The organism is Pseudomonas sp. HN11 (genome assembly GCF_021390155.1).
GTDB lineage: Bacteria > Pseudomonadota > Gammaproteobacteria > Pseudomonadales > Pseudomonadaceae > Aquipseudomonas.
The window spans coordinates 716,337-733,159 of sequence record NZ_CP089985.1 but is presented as its reverse complement, the minus strand read 5'-3'; the positions used below and the strand labels follow the sequence as shown (position 1 = coordinate 733,159).

The window sequence follows — 16,823 nt, the reverse complement described above, 5'->3', positions numbered from 1 at the left end:
CCTTCCCCACAGGTCAAGGTTGATCCTAGGCGCAACTTCTCTTGGAGGACTGCCCCATGAATGGATCCACCACCTTTGATCTGCCCATCAGCGGCATGACCTGCGCCAGCTGTGCCGGCCGGGTCGAGCGCGCGTTGGGCAAGGTACCGGGGGTGCAAAGCGTCAGCGTCAACCTGGCCAATGAACGCGCCCACGTTGAAGTGCTGGGCCAGATGGACCCCGGTGTGTTGATCGCCGCTGTCGACAAAGCGGGCTACACCGCCACCCTGTCCCAAAGTGAAACGATCACCGAGGCCCATCAAGCCCAACACCTGCAGCGCGAGCGTTGGTCGCTGCTGCTGGCGATCCTGCTGGCATTGCCACTGGTGCTGCCGATGCTGGTGGAACCGTTTGGCCTGCACTGGATGCTGCCGGCTTGGGCACAGTTCGCCTTGGCTACGCCCGTGCAATTCATCTTCGGCGCACGCTTTTATATCGCCGCCTGGAAAGCCGTGCGTGCCGGTGCCGGTAACATGGACCTGCTGGTGGCCATCGGCACCAGCGCCGGTTACGGCCTGAGTATGTATGAATGGCTCACCGCCCAGCCCGGCATGGCGCCACACCTATACTTCGAAGCCTCGGCGGTGGTGATCGCCCTGGTGCTACTGGGCAAATACCTGGAAAGCCGCGCCAAGCGCCAGACTGCCAGCGCTATTCGCGCCCTGGAAGCCCTGCGTCCTGAACACGCGATTCGGATCATTGAAGGCCGTGAAGAAAATGTCGCCATCAATGCGTTGAAGCTGGGCGACCTGGTCATGATCAAGCCTGGCGAACGCTTCCCGGTGGACGGTGAAGTGGTCGAAGGCCAAAGCCATGCCGACGAATCCTTGATCAGCGGCGAAAGCCTGCCCGTACCGAAACAGCCTGGCGATACAGTCACCGGTGGTGCTATCAACGGCGAAGGCCGCCTGCTGGTGCGTACCCTGGCCCTCGGCGCCGAAAGCGTACTGGCGCGGATCATCCGTTTGGTCGAAGACGCCCAGGCCGCCAAGGCACCGATCCAGAAGCTGGTGGATAAAGTCAGCCAGGTCTTCGTCCCGGCCGTGCTGGTGCTGGCATTGGCCACCCTGGTGGGTTGGTGGCTGTACGGCGCGCCGCTGGAAACCGCGATCATCAACGCCGTGGCCGTGCTGGTAATCGCCTGCCCGTGCGCCCTGGGCCTGGCCACGCCGACTGCGATCATGGCCGGCACGGGTGTCGCCGCGCGCCACGGCATCCTGATCAAGGACGCCGAAGCCCTGGAACGCGCCCATGAGGTGAGCGCCGTGGTCTTCGACAAAACCGGCACCCTCACCTCCGGCACGCCGAAAATCGCCCACCTGGCGGCGCTGGATGCCAACAAGGCTTTACTGCTGCAACAAGCTGGCGCGCTGCAACGCGGCAGTGAGCACCCGTTGGCCAAGGCGGTGCAGGAAGCGTGCAAGGAGCAAGGCCTGGCAGTGGCGGATGTGACAGCCAGCCAATCCCTGACCGGGCGTGGCATCGCTGGCACGCTGGACGGCCGGCAACTGGCCCTGGGCAATCGGCGCCTACTGGAAGAAAGCGGCTTGAGCACGGGTGACCTCGCCGACTCCGCCAACGCCTGGGAAGCCGAGGGCCGCACGCTGTCCTGGTTGATTGAACAAGGTGCTCAACCGCGTGTGCTGGGTTTATTCGCGTTCGGTGACACCCTCAAACCCGGTGCGCTGGAAGCCGTGCAACAACTCAAGGCCCAGCACATCAGCAGCCATTTACTCACCGGCGATAATCGCGGCAGCGCCCGTGTCGTCGCCGAGGCGTTGGGCATCGACAATGTGCACGCCGAAGTGCTGCCCGCCGAAAAAGCCGCCACCGTCGCCCAGTTGAAAAAAACCGGCGTGGTGGCCATGGTCGGCGACGGCATCAACGACGCTCCCGCCCTGGCCGCCGCCGATATCGGCATCGCCATGGGGGGGGGCACCGACGTGGCCATGCACGCCGCCGGTATCACTCTGATGCGCGGCGATCCGCGCCTGGTTCCCGCCGCCCTTGAGATCAGCCGCAAGACCTACGCAAAAATCCGTCAGAACCTGTTCTGGGCATTTGTGTATAACCTTATCGGCATTCCCCTGGCGGCGTTCGGCTTGCTCAACCCGGTATTGGCGGGCGCGGCAATGGCGCTGTCGAGCGTCAGCGTGGTGAGCAATGCATTACTGTTGAAGACTTGGAAACCCAAGGACTTGGAGGATCAACGCCCATGAACATCGGCCAAGCCGCACGCCAGAGCGGGCTCAGCGCCAAAATGATTCGCTACTACGAATCCATCGGCCTGCTCAAAGCCGCCCACCGCACCGACAGTGGCTATCGCGTGTACGGCCAGGATGATTTGCACACGCTGGCGTTTATCAAGCGCTCGCGGGATCTGGGGTTTTCATTGGAAGAGGTCGGCAAGCTGCTGACCCTGTGGCAGGACCGGCAACGGGCCAGCGCTGATGTGAAGGCGTTGGCGCGCCAGCATATCGATGCGCTGAACCAGAAGATTCTGGAACTGGGGCAACTGCGCGATACCTTGCAGGACCTGGTGGAGCACTGCCAGGGCGATCATCGACCGGATTGTCCGATTCTCAAAGAGTTGGCTTCGGGGAATTGTTGCGCCTGAGGGAGTCTATCTGAATACATGCAAACCAAATGTGGGAGCAGGCCCGCTCCCACATTTTTGATCTTCATCTACCCAAAAATCACTGCATCCACGGCGGTGGCGGTGGCTCGTCCGGCACCTTGCTCGGTGGCGCATCATCCGCCGCGCGGATCGCCTGGCGACGTTCTTCATCCAGCCGAGCCGCTTCGATCTCCCGGATCACGCCGCCCACATCCGCCAGTTCTTCCGGCTCGTCGAACTCGCCGGTCAACACGCTGGCCGGGTGCAAGGTACCGGCTTCGTATAGCGCCCACATTTCCTTGGCATACTTGGTCTTCTTCAACTCCGGGGCAAAGCGCCCGAAGTACGAAGCCATGTTGCCCACATCCCGTTCCAGCATACTGAATGCGTGGTTGTTGCCCGCTGCATCCACCGCCTGGGGCAAGTCGATGATCACCGGACCGGTTGGGGTGAGCAGCACGTTGAATTCGGACAGGTCGCCGTGCACCAGGCCGGTACACAGCATCAGTACGATCTGGGAAATCAGGAAGGCGTGGTATTCGCGCGCTTGGTCCGGTTCCAGTACCACGTCGTTCAGACGTGGGGCCGCATCACCGTATTCGTCGGCCACCAACTCCATCAGCAGCACGCCTTCGAGGAAGTCGAACGGTTGAGGCACGCGAACGCCCGCACCGGCCAGGCGGAACAACGCCGCCACTTCAGCGTTCTGCCAGGCATCTTCGGTTTCTTTCTTACCGAACTTTGACCCCTTGGCCATGGCCCGGGCCTGCCGGCTGTTACGGACCTTACGGCCTTCCTGGTATTCGGACGCTTGACGAAAACTTCGTTTATTCGCCTCCTTGTAAACCTTGGCGCAACGCAATTCGTTGCCGCAGCGCACCACATAAACAGCTGCTTCTTTACCACTCATGAGTGGGCGCAGCACTTCGTCGACCAGACCGTCTTCGATCAGGGGTTCAATGCGTTTAGGAGTCTTCATCAGCTTTTATTGTGGGTCCTTTATTACCAAATACGCGTATGGCACTCGTTATACGGCAATCAGCTCGCCGGTGGGAGAGGCTACCGACCATTGATCACTTAAGAATGCATCCTACATGCCAGTTTCAGCGCTCAATGATCGCTGTAACACCCTGCCCACCCGCCGCACAGATGGAAATCAGCCCTCGCCCCTTGCCCGCCGCATCCAGCAACTTGGCCAGATTGGCAACGATGCGTCCACCCGTGGCGGCAAATGGGTGCCCGGCGGCCAGGGAACTGCCCTTCACATTGAGTCGACTGCGGTCGATGGCGCCCAGGGGGGCGTCAAGGCCCAGGCGCGTTTTGCAGTAGTCCGCGTCTTCCCAGGCTTTGAGCGTGCACAACACTTGGGCGGCAAAAGCTTCGTGGATCTCGTAGTAATCGAAGTCCTGCAGCGTCAGACCGTTCCTTGCCAGCAAGCGCGGCACCGCATACACCGGCGCCATCAGCAGGCCTTCGGCGCCGTTGACGAAATCCACTGCCGCCGCTTCGCCATCGCGCAGATACGCGAGGATCGGCAAACCCCGCTCCTGGGCCCAGGCCTCACTGCCCAACAACACCAACGACGCACCATCGGTGAGCGGCGTGGAGTTGCCGGCGGTGAGTGTGCCTTTTTCGCTGCGTTCGAAGGCCGGCTTGAGGGCGGCGAGTTTTTCCAGGGTCAGGTCGGGGCGCAGGTTGTTGTCGCGGGTCAGGCCGAGAAAAGGTGTCAGCAAATCGTTGTGCCAACCTTCGGCGTAGGCGGCGGCCATTTTCTGGTGGCTTTCCAGGGCGAGTTGGTCCTGCTCGGCGCGGGGGATCTGCCAAGTCTGTGCCATCAATTCGCAATGTTGGCCCATTGACAGGCCGGTGCGGGGTTCGCCGTTGCGCGGCAGTTCCGGTTTGAGGTGGTGAGGACGAAGTTGTAACAGGACTTTTAATTTATCCGCCACGGATTTGCTGCGATTGGCTTGCAGCAAGATCTTGCGCAGGTCTTCATTCACTCCAATGGGCGCGTCAGACGTAGTGTCCACTCCGCCAGCAATCCCGCACTCAATCTGGCCCAGGGCGATCTTGTTGGCCACCAGCAGTGCCGCTTCCAGGCCCGTGCCGCACGCCTGCTGAATGTCATAGGCCGGCGTTTGCGGCGACAGCCGAGAGCCCAGCACACATTCACGGGTGAGGTTGAAGTCCCGCGAATGCTTGAGCACCGCCCCGGCAGCCACTTCGCCGATGCGCAGACCGTGCAGGTTGTAGCGTTCGATCAGGCCTTCCAAGGCGGCGGTCAGCATCGCCTGGTTACTCGCCGTGGCATAGGGGCCGTTGGAACGGGCGAAAGGAATGCGATTACCGCCAATGATCGCCACACGGCGCAATTGAGTCATGGAAAGCTCCCTGATGGTTGTGGGTGGAATCACCCAGCCTAGCCTAGGCTGATCGAACGACTGCCACCCCGGGGTGGTCAACCCTTTGAACCCCAGCCTTCGGAGAGCGTTCCATGTCTGACCGTTATATCGACTTCGCCAACTCAAGCCTCGGCCATCGCCTGGTCGCCGCCATTGGCCTGCCGTCACCGGTACGCCTGGAACGCTGGCAAGCCGGGCGTCTGCGCCCAGTGGAAGGTGCGTTGTTGCTAGGCGGCGGCGCGCTGGCGGGCAAGGTCCAGGCGTTTGCCCACAAGCTCACCGATGCGACTTATACCTACGGCGCCCAGACATCGACGTGGATCCCCGGCCACGGCCCCAAGCTCAAGGCCGTGGTGTTCGACGCCAGCGAATTGCAGCACACCGACCAACTCAAGCAACTGCGCGAATTCTTCCAGCCGCTGCTGAAAAACCTGGATAACAGCGCACACCTGGTAATCCTCGGGCGCGCTCCGGAAAGCCTCGGTGATGCCTTCGCCGCCAGTGCCCAGCACGCCCTGGAAGGTTTCAGCCGCTCGCTGGCCAAGGAACTGCGCAACGGCGGCGTGTTGCAATTGCTTTATGTGGGCAACGGAGCCGAGGACCAACTGGAAGGCGCATTGCGTTTCTTCCTCTCACCCAAAAGCGCCTACATCTCTGGCCAGGTCATTCGCCTGCAAGCCTGCGACACGCCGGTCGAGGATTGGACGCGGCCCCTGGCCGGGCGCAAAGCGCTGGTCACTGGCGCAGCCCGAGGCATCGGTGCATCCATCGCCGAAACCCTGGCCCGCGACGGCGCCGAGGTGATCCTGCTCGACGTGCCCCAGGCCAAGGCCGATCTCGAAGCCCTGGCCGCACGTTTGGGGGCTCGCACCGTCGCGCTGGATATCTGCGCTGAAGACGCCGCCAGCCAGTTGATTGAACACCTGCCCGATGGCCTCGACATCCTGGTACACAACGCCGGGATCACCCGTGACAAGACCCTGGCCAACATGACGCCGGATTACTGGGACGCGGTGCTGGCGGTCAACCTCAATGCGCCGCAGGTGCTGACCAAGGCGCTGCTCGACAGCGGAACCCTGCATGACAACGCCCGCGTGGTGTTGCTGGCATCGATCAGCGGCATTGCCGGCAACCGAGGGCAAACCAACTATGCCGCCAGCAAGGCGGGGTTGGTCGGCCTCGCACAAGCGTGGGCACCGCTGCTCAAAGAGCGTGGTATCAGTATCAATGCGGTGGCCCCCGGTTTTATCGAAACCCAGATGACCGCACACATTCCTTTTGCCTTGCGTGAGGCCGGGCGGCGCATGAGTTCGTTGGGCCAGGGCGGCCTGCCGCAAGACGTCGCCGAAGCGGTGGCCTGGCTGGGTCAACCGGGTTCCGGTGCAGTCAGTGGTCAAGCACTGCGGGTGTGTGGTCAAAGTCTTTTGGGAGCGTAGGTATGCAATGGAAGACATTAGGCTCTTCGCCGCTTCTGCCGCCGTTGTATTGGCGTGCGGCGCTCAAGCGCAAGATCACCGGCAGCACGTTGCCCGAGCAGGGGTTGCGCTGCCGGGTAAACATCAATCCCAAACAGGTAGCGGCGTATCGCAAAGTCTGTGGTTTCGCCGACAGTCCGATTTTGCCGGCGACCTATCCGCATATCCTGGCGTTTGGTCTGCAGATGCAGTTGCTGACGGACAAAAGCTTTCCCTTCCCGCTGCTGGGGTTGATTCACCTGAGTAACCGCATCCGCATCCATCGCCCCCTTGGTGGCGTAAGCGAGCTGTCCGTCGCCGTACACACGCAGAACCTCAAGCCCCACCCCAAGGGCGCGACTTTCGATTTGGTCACCACCGTTGAGGACGCCCTCGGCCTGCTGTGGGAAGCAGAAAGCCGCATGTTGTGTCGGGGCGTAAAACTGGAAGGTGAACCTGAGGATCACGCCCAGCCCTCCCCTAACCAGGTCAGCGAACTGACCGGCTGGAAAGCCCCCGCCGATATCGGCCGCCGTTATGCGCGGGTGTCCGGCGATTACAACCCGATTCACTTGAGTGCCCTGACCGCCAAACTGTTCGGTTTCCCCAAGGCCATCGCCCATGGGCTGTGGAACAAGGCGCACACCCTCGCCGCCCTCGGCGAACACCTGCCCGCCGCCAATATCGAGATAGACGTCGAATTCAGGAAACCCGTGCGTCTGCCCGGTGAAGTGACGTTATTGTCCAGCGCCGCTGGCTCCAACGGTGAGTTGTGGTTGAAAGGCGCTGGTGATATTGAACATATGATAGGGAAGTGGCAGCCGATCGCCTGAAACAAACTGATTAATTGTATATATACACCCTAAGTAATAGCGGACTTTTTTACGTCCGCTTTTTTATTCAACCTATTGATTTATAGGATATTTACATCTTGATACATCCCACCCATACACCCTTGGTATTAGTCGCTTAACCGGTATACCGCTGCCGTATACAAATCGTTAATACCAAGTAGAGCATTGAGAGAAAGCACCGCCGAGGCTGTGATAGCCACACGGACAAACACATCGCTACCCGAGAAGTCGTGAGTGTTTGAAGACAACCAAGGTTGTACAGGTGCAAGGAACTCAATCATGAAAACTCAAGTCGTGTTTTGGAAAGCAAGTACCGCGCTGGCCCTGGCAGTAGCACTGGCACTCGGCGGCTGCAGCAGCGGAGGTGGTGGCCACAAATCCAGCGTGGCAGCGTCCTCACCGGATGCGGGTGCAGGAACAGGTGGTGGCACCGGCGGTGGTGATGGTGGAACCGGTGGCGGTACTGGCGGCGGTGATGGTGGAACCGGTGGCGGTACTGGCGGCGGTGATGGTGGAACCGGTGGCGGTACTGGCGGCGGTGATGGTGGAACTGGCGGAGGTACTGGCGGAGGCACTGGCGGCGGCACTGGCGGAGGCACCGGTGGCGGCACGGGTTCGACAACCACTCCTCTGGTGACTGGCCAGATTGCCGGCACTCTGGGCGGTACTGTGGGTAATGTGGGCGCTGCGGTCGGCGACCTTGGCGACACCTTGAACAACATTCCCATCGTTCGCACTACCGCTGGCGGTCTCGTCACCGCTACCGGCAACGCCGTTACCAGCATTGGCACCGGGGTCACTGGCGGCCTGGGCTCTCTGGGCACCAACGCCAACTCCCTCGGCATCACCGTGGCGGGAGTCGGTAACGGCGTTGCCGACTTGGGCGACGGCCTTTCGGTTACCGGCAAATCCCTGTCGACCACACTGGGCGGCATTCCGGTGGTAGGTGGTTTGACCGGCGGTGTCGGCGGTGCCGCCGGCGGCGTGGTCGATAAGGTGGGCCAGACCGTCACCATGCTAGGCGATACGTTGAGCACCGCCAGCACCACCGGGCCGCTGGGTTCTCTCACTAACACGGTCGGCGGCAAAGTGCTGGTGCCTGTAGTCTCGCTGGTGGAAAACACCACCGGCAACCTCGGCAAGGCCACCAGCCTTGGCACCCCGGTCAACGGCCTGCTGGATAAAGTCGGTTCGACAGTGACCGGCCTGGGTGGCCAAGTAGCCAGCGCGGGCGGCACCGGCAACCCCGTCACCAGCATCGTCGGCGGTGCGCTGAGCGGGGTGGGTGGCGTGCTCGATAAGTCCGGGGGCTATGTCGCTCCGACGGGTGGCGCCTCGGCACCTGGCTTGCCTGAACTGGTGGGCGGCCTGGTGGCAAACGTCGGCAGCGGGCTGAATGCCGGCAACACCAATGGCACCGTCAGCGCGGCAGGCGTGACCGGTGGCGCACTGGGCGGCACCGTCGCCTCCCTCGGCACCCTCATCGGAGGCACTGGCGTCGCCAATACGGCCGCCACGGCGCCAGTCGCAGGCCTGACCACCAACGTCGGCGCAGCCCTCAACCCTGTGACTTCGGGTGTCGCCAGCCTGACGCAAAACATTGGCACCACCACCGGCATCGGCGCCCCAGTCAACGGTCTGGTGACTAACGTGGGAGGTGCTGTGGCTAACGTCGGCGCTGCGCTGACCGGAGCCAATGCCAACCCGATCACCAACGCCCTGGGCGGTACCGTCAGTGCAGTCGGTGGCACCGTCAGCTCGGTCGGCGGCCTGGTCACTGGCGGTACCGGCAGCGGTGGCGGTCTGCTCGGCGGCTTGAACGTCGACGCCACTGCCAGCGGCAGTGCAAGTGCGAACACGAACACCGGTGTAGGCGGTCTGTTGAAAGGCCTGACCGGCCAATAGAAATGCACCTGGCCGATTAGACGGCCTCACCTACAGCGCCTACGCTTGGTTGAGACGAGAGACCCCACTAAGTCTCTCGTCTTTTTTATGGCCGCCGCTGGAATGGACATGGCCTCCCCCGAACCGCGTCCAAGAACCCGGCGGGCCGAAAAACGCTGCTGCAGTTTGACCATGGAGTGTCCTATGCGCGTGTTGACCCCGTTGTTATTGCTTACCCTGAGTGCCTACGTTCAGGCCGAGACCCTTCCCAACTTCCTCAACAGCAACGACACCATCCGCACCTTGCCAGTGCCCAACCTGCCCGCCGACGCCTATCGACCGGTCACGCCGCAAACCCAGGTGCCCGAAGCACCGCCCACCCAAGGCGAGCCGCTGTTGATGGACACCAAGGTCACGATTGGCAAGCTGCAGATCGAGGGTGGCACGATCTACCCGCTCGCCGAGACCGCCAAGGCCTACGAACCGTTGATTGGCCATGAGACCAACCTGGCGCAACTCATCGAAGCCACCCGGGGTATTACACGTCGCTACCAGCAAGACGGGTACCTGTTGTCCTACGCATTCCTGCCACAACAGAACTTCGAAAATGGCCTGGTGCGCGTGGTTCTGGTGGAAGGCTATATCAGGGACTACCAGCAAAGTGGCGATATCGGCTCGGTCTCGGTTTACGTCGACAAACTGGCCAATAAACTCCTGGCCGAACGCCCACTGACCCGCAAGACCTTCGAACGCTACACCACACTCATGGGCCGTATCCCCGGCGTCACGCTGCAAGCGCAAGTACCGCCGCCCGGCACCACCGACGGCGGCACGCACATGCAGATTACCGCCAGCCGCAAGCCCTTCACCAGCAGCATGAGCATGACCGACGACAGTCGCGGTGGCCTGCAGGCCCTGCTCACCGGCACAAGCAACTCCCAGACATCAATGGGCGAGCAGCTCAACATCAGCGGGCTGTTCCCACCTGGTGAGGATAAAGAGCACTACTACCGCGTGGGCTACAGCCAGTTCATCAATGCCGAAGGTACCCAGCTGGCGCTCGCCGCCGAACGCTACCGCGCCGACCCCAAGACCCACCTGCAACTGGATGGCGGCTTCGAGCTCAAGCCGCACCAATCCATTGATCGCTATTCCATCGGCCTCAGCCACCCGCTGATTGCCTCACCGAATGAATCGCTGACCCTCGGCACGCGCCTCTACGCTGTGGACCAGACCACACGCTACAAACTGTTGGGCTACCCCCAGCGTTTCGACATTGAAACCGACCTACGCGCCCTGGCCTTCGAGGGTGACTGGCGCAAGTCCGACACCCGCCAACTGCGTATTCTCAGCGCCGGCCTGTATCAGGGCATAAATGGCATGGGCGCCAGGATTCACAGCGATTTCGAAGGGCTCAAGCCCGACCTGGACTTTTTCCGCCTGCGCCTGTCCGGCGTACAAAGCGACAAGTTCTTCGATAATTGGCAAGGCGTCCTATCGGGGGCTTTTTACTGGAGCAATGACACCCTGCCTGATAGCGAACGCGCCACGTTCGGCGGGCAGAACTTTGGTCGTGGTTACCCTGACGATCAGGGTTCCGGCGACAAGGGCTGGGGGGTGGCGTATGAGGTCAATTACAGCTACAACCGAGCCGGCGACTGGGTGAGGATTCTGCAGCCCTACATCGTGCTCGACCGCGCCAAGACCTGGTTCAACGATCTACCGGTCAAGAGCAACGACATGTCGTCGGCTGCGGTAGGGCTACGCTTCGGGGACAACAAGTACTACAACATAGCCCTGGAAGCGGCCAAGCCGATGTCGGATATCGCGCTGGACAGCTTTAATCGCCGCCCGCGGTATTCGTTGAGTTTCAGCTATCAGCTCTGACGAGAGCGGCAAGCAACAAGCAAAGGCCGTGTCCGCCAGCTTGCCGCTTGCCGCTTATCGCTTATCGCTTGACGCTGGTAGCTGCTTTCTTCGGAAACAGGGTGTTTAACGTATCGATCAACCGCACCAGGTAGATCGGCTTGCGAAACAGGTCCAGCACCTGCAGGCGCAGCATGTCGCTTACATCATCCATTTCGGCATGACCCGACATCACAATCACCGGTAGGTGTGAGCGCGAAGTGTGCTCGCGCAGGCGCTTGATCAAGGAGATGCCGCTTTCCTCGGGCATGCGCAGGTCAGTGATGACCAAGGCGATATCCGGATGAAGTGTCAATTCTTGCAGGGCGAAGGTGACGGAAGTGGCGGTGAAACAGACAAATCCCTCATTTTCGAGGGATTCGGCGAGTTCGATCAAGGCGTCCTCTTCGTCGTCCACCAATAAAATTTGCTGGCGTGAAGACGCGCTCATGGCATCACCTGCAAGAGGAGATAATCATAACGGCCACCCCAACTAACTCAAGTCCCGGTCGGCATGCTAGACGTCATGTTGGTGAAAATGGTCTTTATCTTATCTCCAAGCCCCGCCCCTGCACCTACAATAACCAGTGCAACCAACGCTACAACAATCGCGTACTCAATACCTGAAGCACCCTCTTTGCGACCAAAAAAAAGTTGGGTTTGGACATACACTTTCAACATAAGCTCAAGGAACATAAGACTTCTCCCTAAAACGCCACTGGAAGCCGAAAGGGCTCTAGTACCAGATGATCGCGGCGTGCCATTAGAGCATTGTCAACAAAGCGCAGCCTCACAACTGTAATAACGGATTAATCACAAAGTATTAGTCGCAACGTTGACGCCACAAATCTGTAATTTGAACGGGCACTTCAAGAGTTCAGATAAATTTTTCCTGGGGGTAATGGCATTTCGTCCTAGCTGAGCTACCTTCAAATAGCCAAATCGTTAGATGTTCATCACAGCCAGGTTGCGGAATAACCCAATTGGATTAAACGGGTGTGCAGTGCAACAGGAAAGGGAGAGCCGTCATGAACAGTCGCATCAGCATGGTCCTGGCCGGCTTGCTGCTGATCGGGGCATTGATCGCAGGGTACTGGGGGCTTGTTCTGAGCCGCGCACCGGTGCCCGTCGCAGCCCCGGCTGAACCTGTCGTTTCCGTTGGTAATACCGTCGCTGCCGTTGAAGATCAGACCCGCCAACCGGTGGTGGTCCTGGTGCATGACGTGCCCGCCTTTATGCCGCTGACCGCCGCCGACCTGGCCGTAGAAAAACTGCTCACCGCGCCTGCCGGCAGCCTGACCCAACTCGACCAAGCCATCGGTCGTATTCCCTTGCGAACCCTGGGCGCAGGCGCTTGGCTCACCGAAGAAAGCTTCAGCGGCGGCGGCCCGCTCGCACGCATGATCCGCCCCAACGAACGCGCCCTGGCCGTGGCCGTGGATGAGGTGAGCGGCGCCGGAGGCCAACTGACGCCCGGTGATTACGTAGATGTGCTGCTGTTCCTGCGCCAGGATGCCGGCAACGCCGAACAGTCGGCGCAGATCGTCCTTCCGGCCATGCGCTTGCTCAGCGTCGGCGATCAACTGGGCCTGGCCAACGATGGCAAACCCGCTGTTCCGCCCCCAGCTACGCCTGAAGAACGCGCCCAGGCCGCCCAACGCCGAGCTGGCGCACGCACGGTGGTGTTGGCGGTGCCGGAACCACTGTTAAGCCGCCTGATGCTCGCGGCGCAAGCCGGCGTGTTGCGCCTGGCCGTACGCAGCGCCGAGGAACAACTACTCAGCCGCTACTGGGCCGGCGAAAGCGACGCGTCAGAAAGACTGGAAAGCGCCAACCGCGACCTCTACCAATTTGCCCAGCTGGCCCTGACCGGCCCGCCCAAACGCGTCGTACAAGCCACCGCGGGGCCCGTCGTACGCCGTGGCATTGAAGTGATTCGCGGTGCCCAAACAGCGCCACAAAACCCGTAATCGAGCAAGGATGCCGTGAATGAGCCATCGCTACGCCCACCTGTTCACGCACATGGCCTGGGCCCTGATGCTGTCGAGCCTGCCGGTCGGCATAGCGTTGGCGGCGCCGGGCAACTGCAGCGCCCTGGGCCAGTTGCCCGCCGTGGTCGAGGTGGGAGAAGGCCTGCAACAAGAGCTGCAATCACCGGTGGCAATTACGCGCCTGGCTATCGGCGACCCGAAAATTGCCGATGTGCGGGTCAACGGCGACCGGAACTTCCTGTTGACCGGTGTTTCCAGCGGTGCCACCAGCCTGATGGTATGGACCGCCTGCGCCAGCGCGCCGCGCCAAAGCATGGTGTTCGTCAAAGGCAAAGCGACGTCGGCGCTGACCAGCTTGTCGCTGTCGCCGTCGGAAGATCCGCTGTTGCCCAACCAGGTGCAGACGGATATCCGCTTTGTCGAGGTCAGCCGTACCAAACTCAAGGAAGCCAGTACTCGACTGCTGGGCTCGGGCGCAAACTTTTTCCTCGGCAGCCCCAACCTGTTATCGCCCTCGGAAGGCGTGTTCAAACTGCCGGTGAATACAGAAAGCTTCAACGTCGGCTTTGGCGGGGGTCGGGTCAAAGCCATGATCAACGCCCTGGAACGCAGCGGCTTTGCCTACACCCTCGCGCGCCCGAGCCTGGTGGCCATGAGCGGCCAGAGTGCCTCCTTCCTCGCCGGCGGCGAGGTGCCGGTGCCGGTACCCAGCGCCGGCAGCGACACCATCTCTATTGAATACAAGGAGTTCGGCATCCGCCTGACCCTGACTCCCACGGTGATTGACCGCAATCGCATTTCCCTCAAGGTCGCACCCGAGGTCAGCGAGCTGGACTATAGCAACGCCGTACAGATCCAAGGCATCCAGGTGCCGGCCCTGACCGTGCGCCGCACCGACACCAGCGTGTCCCTGGCCGATGGCGAGAGTTTTGTGATCAGCGGCCTGATCAGCAGCAATAACCGCTCCACCATCAACAAGTTTCCAGGGCTGGGCGATATCCCGATCCTCGGTGCGTTCTTCCGCGACTCCAATATCAGCCGTGAAGAAAAAGAACTGCTGATGATCGTCACGCCGCATCTGGTGCAGCCGCTGGCGGCCAACGCCCAACTGCCCTCTTTGCCCGGCGAAAAACTGCGCAGCTATGACCCAAACTGGTATCGCCTGTTTTTCCTCGAAAACGGCAATTTCGACCGTCGCAGTGGACTTTCCCAATGAGCGATAGCCTGAGCCAGACCTTTCTCGCCATCACCCGCAACACCACTGACCTGGAGTGGCTGCAGGGCGCCCTGGCGCCTCTTGGCCAAGTGGTCAGCGCCGGCACCGGCAGCCTGGACGAGCTATTGGCCCTGGTGGACGTGACCTTCGCCAGCCTGGTATTCGTCGGTCTCGACCGCGAAAACGTCGTAGCGCAGAGCGCGCTGATCGAAGGCGCCTTGGAAGCCAAGCCGATGCTTGCCGTGGTCGCCCTGGGCGATGGCATGGACAACCAGCTAGTGCTCAATGCAATGCGGGCCGGCGCCCGCGACTTCGTCGCCTACGGCTCGCGCTCCAGTGAAGTGGCAGGCTTGGTGCGACGCTTGAGTAAGCGCCTGCCCACCGTCACGCCCAGCACACAGTTGGGCGGCCTGACCGTATTGTTCGGCACCCAAAGCAACGCCGATGGGGCAATGCTGGCCACCCACCTGGCGTTGGTCGTACAGAAAAGCGGGCAGCAAACCCTATTGCTCGACCTCGGCCTGCCGCGCAGCGACAGCCTGGCATTGCTGGGCCTGGAGAGCACGTTCAATTTCGGTGATGCGTTGCGGCATTTGCGTCGTCTCGATACCACCTTGATCAACAGCGCCTTCACCACTGCCCTGGATGGCTTGCGCATCCTGGCGTATGCCACCGGTGATGAGCCACTCAAACTCACCAGCGCCGCCGAACTGTTCATGTTGCTCAGTGCGCTGCGCCAACACTTCCAGCACATCGTCGTAAATATCACGGGGCAACCCGACAGCGAAGCCCTGCGCACCTTCGTCAGTCACTGCGACAAGCTGCTGTGGTGCACCGACCAGAGCGTACTGGACTGCCGCCGCAACCTGGCGATACTCAGCCGCTGGCGTGAAAAAGGCATGAAGCTGGAGCACGCCAAATTGGTGGTGGACCGCTACATCAAGGCCTGCGCACCCAACACAGAAGCCCTGGAAAAAAGCTTCGGCCTTGAGTGCATCGCCGTACTGCCCTTGAGTGCCGAGCTGCGCCTGAATGTGAAAAACCAGGGCCAGACCCTGTTTGCCCTGGCCCCCCGTGAACCCTTGACCCAAGCCGTGCGCACCTTGGGCGAGCGCCTGGCAAAACGCTCCGAGGGCCTGGCAAAGCCCTCTATGCGCTGGTTTGAACGCATTCTGGGGTCAGGACGATGAACGGCGAAAAACTGTTTGGCGGCCCGGCCCGCGCTGCCGGTGGCAACAGCGATCACGATGGCCTGAAGCTGGTGCTGCACCGCTACATCATCGACGCCATCGAGGAGTCGGGTAAAAACCTGCTGGAAGGCACGCGCCAGTCCCTGGCGCAATTTGTCATCGACAAGGTCTCCGAATACATCACACGCATGCGCCTGGCGATCTCGCGTTATGAGATGGAACGGCTGGCCGAAGAGATCGTCGACGAGCTCACCGGTTTCGGCCCGCTGGAAGTGCTATTGCGTGACCCGTCGGTGACTGAAATCCTGGTCAACGGCCCGCATCGCGTGTTTATCGAACGCGATGGTCTGCTGCACCAGAGCGACCTGCGTTTCATTGACGACCACCATGTGGAGCGTGTGATGCAACGTGTCCTCGCGCCGCTGGGTCGGCGCCTGGACGAGTCCTCGCCGATGGTGGATGCACGCTTGCCGGACGGTAGCCGGGTCAATGCGATCATCCCGCCGATTGCCCTGGACGGGCCATGCCTGTCGATTCGTAAATTCCGCAAGGACATGCTCAAGAGCAGCGACCTGGTCGCCATGCAGACCATCGACCAGAGCATTTTCGAATTTTTCCAGGAGGCCGTGGGCAAGCGCTGTAACATCCTTATCAGCGGCGGCACCGGTACCGGCAAGACCACGCTGCTGAACATCCTAAGCCAGTTGATCAACCCCCATGAGCGCCTGGTGACCATCGAAGACGTCGCCGAGCTGCAATTGGGCCATCCGCACGTAGTGCGCCTGGAAACCCGCCCGCCCAATGCCGAAGGCCATGGCGAAGTGCGCTCCAGCGACCTGATCCGCAACGCTCTGCGGATGCGCCCGGACCGCATCATCCTTGGTGAAATCCGTGGAGTGGAAGTGCTCGACGTGATGACGGCCATGAACACCGGTCACGACGGTTCCATGAGCACCGTGCACGCCAACAATGCCCAGGATGCCTTGCTGCGCCTGGAGACCCTGGTGGGACTGACCGGTCGTGTGGTCGCGGAAAAAACCCTGCGCCAGATGATCTGCGCCGCGCTGGACGTAATCATCCAATTGACACGTATGCCCGATGGACGCCGCTGCGTGAGCGAAGTGGTGGAAGTGGTCGGCGTGCGCGAAGACGTGTACGTCACTAACACCCTGTTCCGGCTGGACCGACGCACCGGCTTCGGTTTCCTGCGCGAAGCCATCAACCCCGCTGGCGACAAACTGCGCCGCGAATCGGCCTTGCAATCCTAGGGA

14 protein-coding genes are annotated in these 16,823 nt (G+C 61.3%); 10 read left to right on the top strand and 4 right to left on the bottom strand.

Annotation, left to right across the window (positions count from 1 at the left end):
• Positions 1 to 56 precede the first annotated feature (56 nt).
• Both LVW35_RS03195 and cueR read left to right on the top strand, forming a co-directional pair.
• Positions 57 to 2,258, top strand: coding sequence for a heavy metal translocating P-type ATPase (locus LVW35_RS03195; RefSeq protein WP_233893696.1), 2,202 nt, complete (start codon positions 57 to 59; stop codon positions 2,256 to 2,258).
• Positions 2,255 to 2,656, top strand: a complete 402-nt coding sequence (cueR, locus tag LVW35_RS03190) for a Cu(I)-responsive transcriptional regulator (RefSeq protein WP_233893695.1) — start codon at positions 2,255 to 2,257, stop codon at positions 2,654 to 2,656. The genes LVW35_RS03195 and cueR overlap by 4 nt, the downstream gene beginning before the upstream one ends.
• 79 nt (positions 2,657 to 2,735) lie before the next feature.
• Here the strand turns inward: cueR and LVW35_RS03185 are convergent, their stop codons facing one another.
• Positions 2,736 to 3,635: a PA4780 family RIO1-like protein kinase gene (locus tag LVW35_RS03185; RefSeq protein ID WP_014716761.1), complete on the bottom strand. Its 900-nt coding sequence runs from the start codon at positions 3,633 to 3,635 to the stop codon at positions 2,736 to 2,738.
• Between the two features lie 124 nt (positions 3,636 to 3,759).
• On the bottom strand, positions 3,760 to 5,037 hold the full coding sequence (locus LVW35_RS03180; RefSeq protein WP_233893694.1) for an acetyl-CoA C-acetyltransferase: 1,278 nt from the start codon (positions 5,035 to 5,037) through the stop codon (positions 3,760 to 3,762).
• A gap of 113 nt (positions 5,038 to 5,150) precedes the next feature.
• On the opposite strand from LVW35_RS03180, the gene LVW35_RS03175 reads away from it, so the two are divergent.
• From LVW35_RS03175 to LVW35_RS03160, 4 genes are all read left to right on the top strand, one after another.
• Positions 5,151 to 6,494: a 3-oxoacyl-ACP reductase gene (locus LVW35_RS03175; RefSeq protein WP_233893693.1), complete on the top strand. Its 1,344-nt coding sequence runs from the start codon at positions 5,151 to 5,153 to the stop codon at positions 6,492 to 6,494.
• Positions 6,495 to 6,496: 2 nt separating this feature from the next.
• The gene (locus LVW35_RS03170) at positions 6,497 to 7,345 is read left to right on the top strand and encodes a MaoC family dehydratase (RefSeq protein ID WP_233893692.1); all 849 of its coding nucleotides are present in this window, start codon (positions 6,497 to 6,499) and stop codon (positions 7,343 to 7,345) included.
• Between the two features lie 300 nt (positions 7,346 to 7,645).
• Positions 7,646 to 9,271, top strand: coding sequence for a collagen-like triple helix repeat-containing protein (locus tag LVW35_RS03165; protein WP_233893690.1), 1,626 nt, complete (start codon positions 7,646 to 7,648; stop codon positions 9,269 to 9,271).
• Between the two features lie 183 nt (positions 9,272 to 9,454).
• On the top strand, positions 9,455 to 11,137 hold the full coding sequence (locus LVW35_RS03160) for a ShlB/FhaC/HecB family hemolysin secretion/activation protein (RefSeq protein ID WP_233893688.1): 1,683 nt from the start codon (positions 9,455 to 9,457) through the stop codon (positions 11,135 to 11,137).
• 61 nt (positions 11,138 to 11,198) lie between these two features.
• Here the strand turns inward: LVW35_RS03160 and LVW35_RS03155 are convergent, their stop codons facing one another.
• Together LVW35_RS03155 and LVW35_RS03150 are read right to left on the bottom strand one after the other, a co-directional pair.
• Positions 11,199 to 11,606 (bottom strand): response regulator, encoded by a 408-nt coding sequence (locus tag LVW35_RS03155; RefSeq protein WP_233893687.1) that lies wholly within the window; start codon positions 11,604 to 11,606, stop codon positions 11,199 to 11,201.
• Positions 11,607 to 11,653: 47 nt separating this feature from the next.
• A complete protein-coding gene (locus tag LVW35_RS03150) occupies positions 11,654 to 11,851 on the bottom strand; it encodes a Flp family type IVb pilin (RefSeq protein ID WP_233893686.1) in 198 nt (65 codons plus the stop codon).
• Positions 11,852 to 12,183: 332 nt separating this feature from the next.
• On the opposite strand from LVW35_RS03150, the gene cpaB reads away from it, so the two are divergent.
• The 4 genes from cpaB to LVW35_RS03130 are packed head-to-tail and all read left to right on the top strand — an operon-like array spanning position 12,184 to position 16,820.
• On the top strand, positions 12,184 to 13,125 hold the full coding sequence (cpaB, locus tag LVW35_RS03145) for a Flp pilus assembly protein CpaB (protein WP_233893685.1): 942 nt from the start codon (positions 12,184 to 12,186) through the stop codon (positions 13,123 to 13,125).
• Between the two features lie 19 nt (positions 13,126 to 13,144).
• Complete coding sequence (locus LVW35_RS03140; protein WP_233893684.1) at positions 13,145 to 14,362, top strand: type II and III secretion system protein family protein; 1,218 nt, start codon at positions 13,145 to 13,147, stop codon at positions 14,360 to 14,362.
• Positions 14,359 to 15,552, top strand: coding sequence for a pilus assembly protein (locus tag LVW35_RS03135; protein WP_233893683.1), 1,194 nt, complete (start codon positions 14,359 to 14,361; stop codon positions 15,550 to 15,552). Before LVW35_RS03140 ends, LVW35_RS03135 begins: the two co-directional genes overlap by 4 nt.
• Positions 15,549 to 16,820, top strand: coding sequence for a CpaF family protein (locus LVW35_RS03130; protein WP_233893682.1), 1,272 nt, complete (start codon positions 15,549 to 15,551; stop codon positions 16,818 to 16,820). Before LVW35_RS03135 ends, LVW35_RS03130 begins: the two co-directional genes overlap by 4 nt.
• The last annotated feature ends 3 nt before the right edge of the window (positions 16,821 to 16,823 follow it).

Coding starts and splice junctions, on each gene's coding strand:
- LVW35_RS03185 (WP_014716761.1), bottom strand. CDS start 3,635: ATGAAGACTCCTAAACGCATTGAACCCCTGATCGAAGACGGTCTGGTC.
- cpaB (WP_233893685.1), top strand. CDS start 12,184: ATGAACAGTCGCATCAGCATGGTCCTGGCCGGCTTGCTGCTGATCGGG.
- LVW35_RS03135 (WP_233893683.1), top strand. CDS start 14,359: ATGAGCGATAGCCTGAGCCAGACCTTTCTCGCCATCACCCGCAACACC.
- LVW35_RS03130 (WP_233893682.1), top strand. CDS start 15,549: ATGAACGGCGAAAAACTGTTTGGCGGCCCGGCCCGCGCTGCCGGTGGC.
- LVW35_RS03165 (WP_233893690.1), top strand. CDS start 7,646: ATGAAAACTCAAGTCGTGTTTTGGAAAGCAAGTACCGCGCTGGCCCTG.
- LVW35_RS03150 (WP_233893686.1), bottom strand. CDS start 11,851: ATGTTCCTTGAGCTTATGTTGAAAGTGTATGTCCAAACCCAACTTTTT.
- LVW35_RS03160 (WP_233893688.1), top strand. CDS start 9,455: ATGCGCGTGTTGACCCCGTTGTTATTGCTTACCCTGAGTGCCTACGTT.
- LVW35_RS03175 (WP_233893693.1), top strand. CDS start 5,151: ATGTCTGACCGTTATATCGACTTCGCCAACTCAAGCCTCGGCCATCGC.
- cueR (WP_233893695.1), top strand. CDS start 2,255: ATGAACATCGGCCAAGCCGCACGCCAGAGCGGGCTCAGCGCCAAAATG.
- LVW35_RS03180 (WP_233893694.1), bottom strand. CDS start 5,037: ATGACTCAATTGCGCCGTGTGGCGATCATTGGCGGTAATCGCATTCCT.
- LVW35_RS03140 (WP_233893684.1), top strand. CDS start 13,145: ATGAGCCATCGCTACGCCCACCTGTTCACGCACATGGCCTGGGCCCTG.
- LVW35_RS03170 (WP_233893692.1), top strand. CDS start 6,497: ATGCAATGGAAGACATTAGGCTCTTCGCCGCTTCTGCCGCCGTTGTAT.
- LVW35_RS03155 (WP_233893687.1), bottom strand. CDS start 11,606: ATGAGCGCGTCTTCACGCCAGCAAATTTTATTGGTGGACGACGAAGAG.
- LVW35_RS03195 (WP_233893696.1), top strand. CDS start 57: ATGAATGGATCCACCACCTTTGATCTGCCCATCAGCGGCATGACCTGC.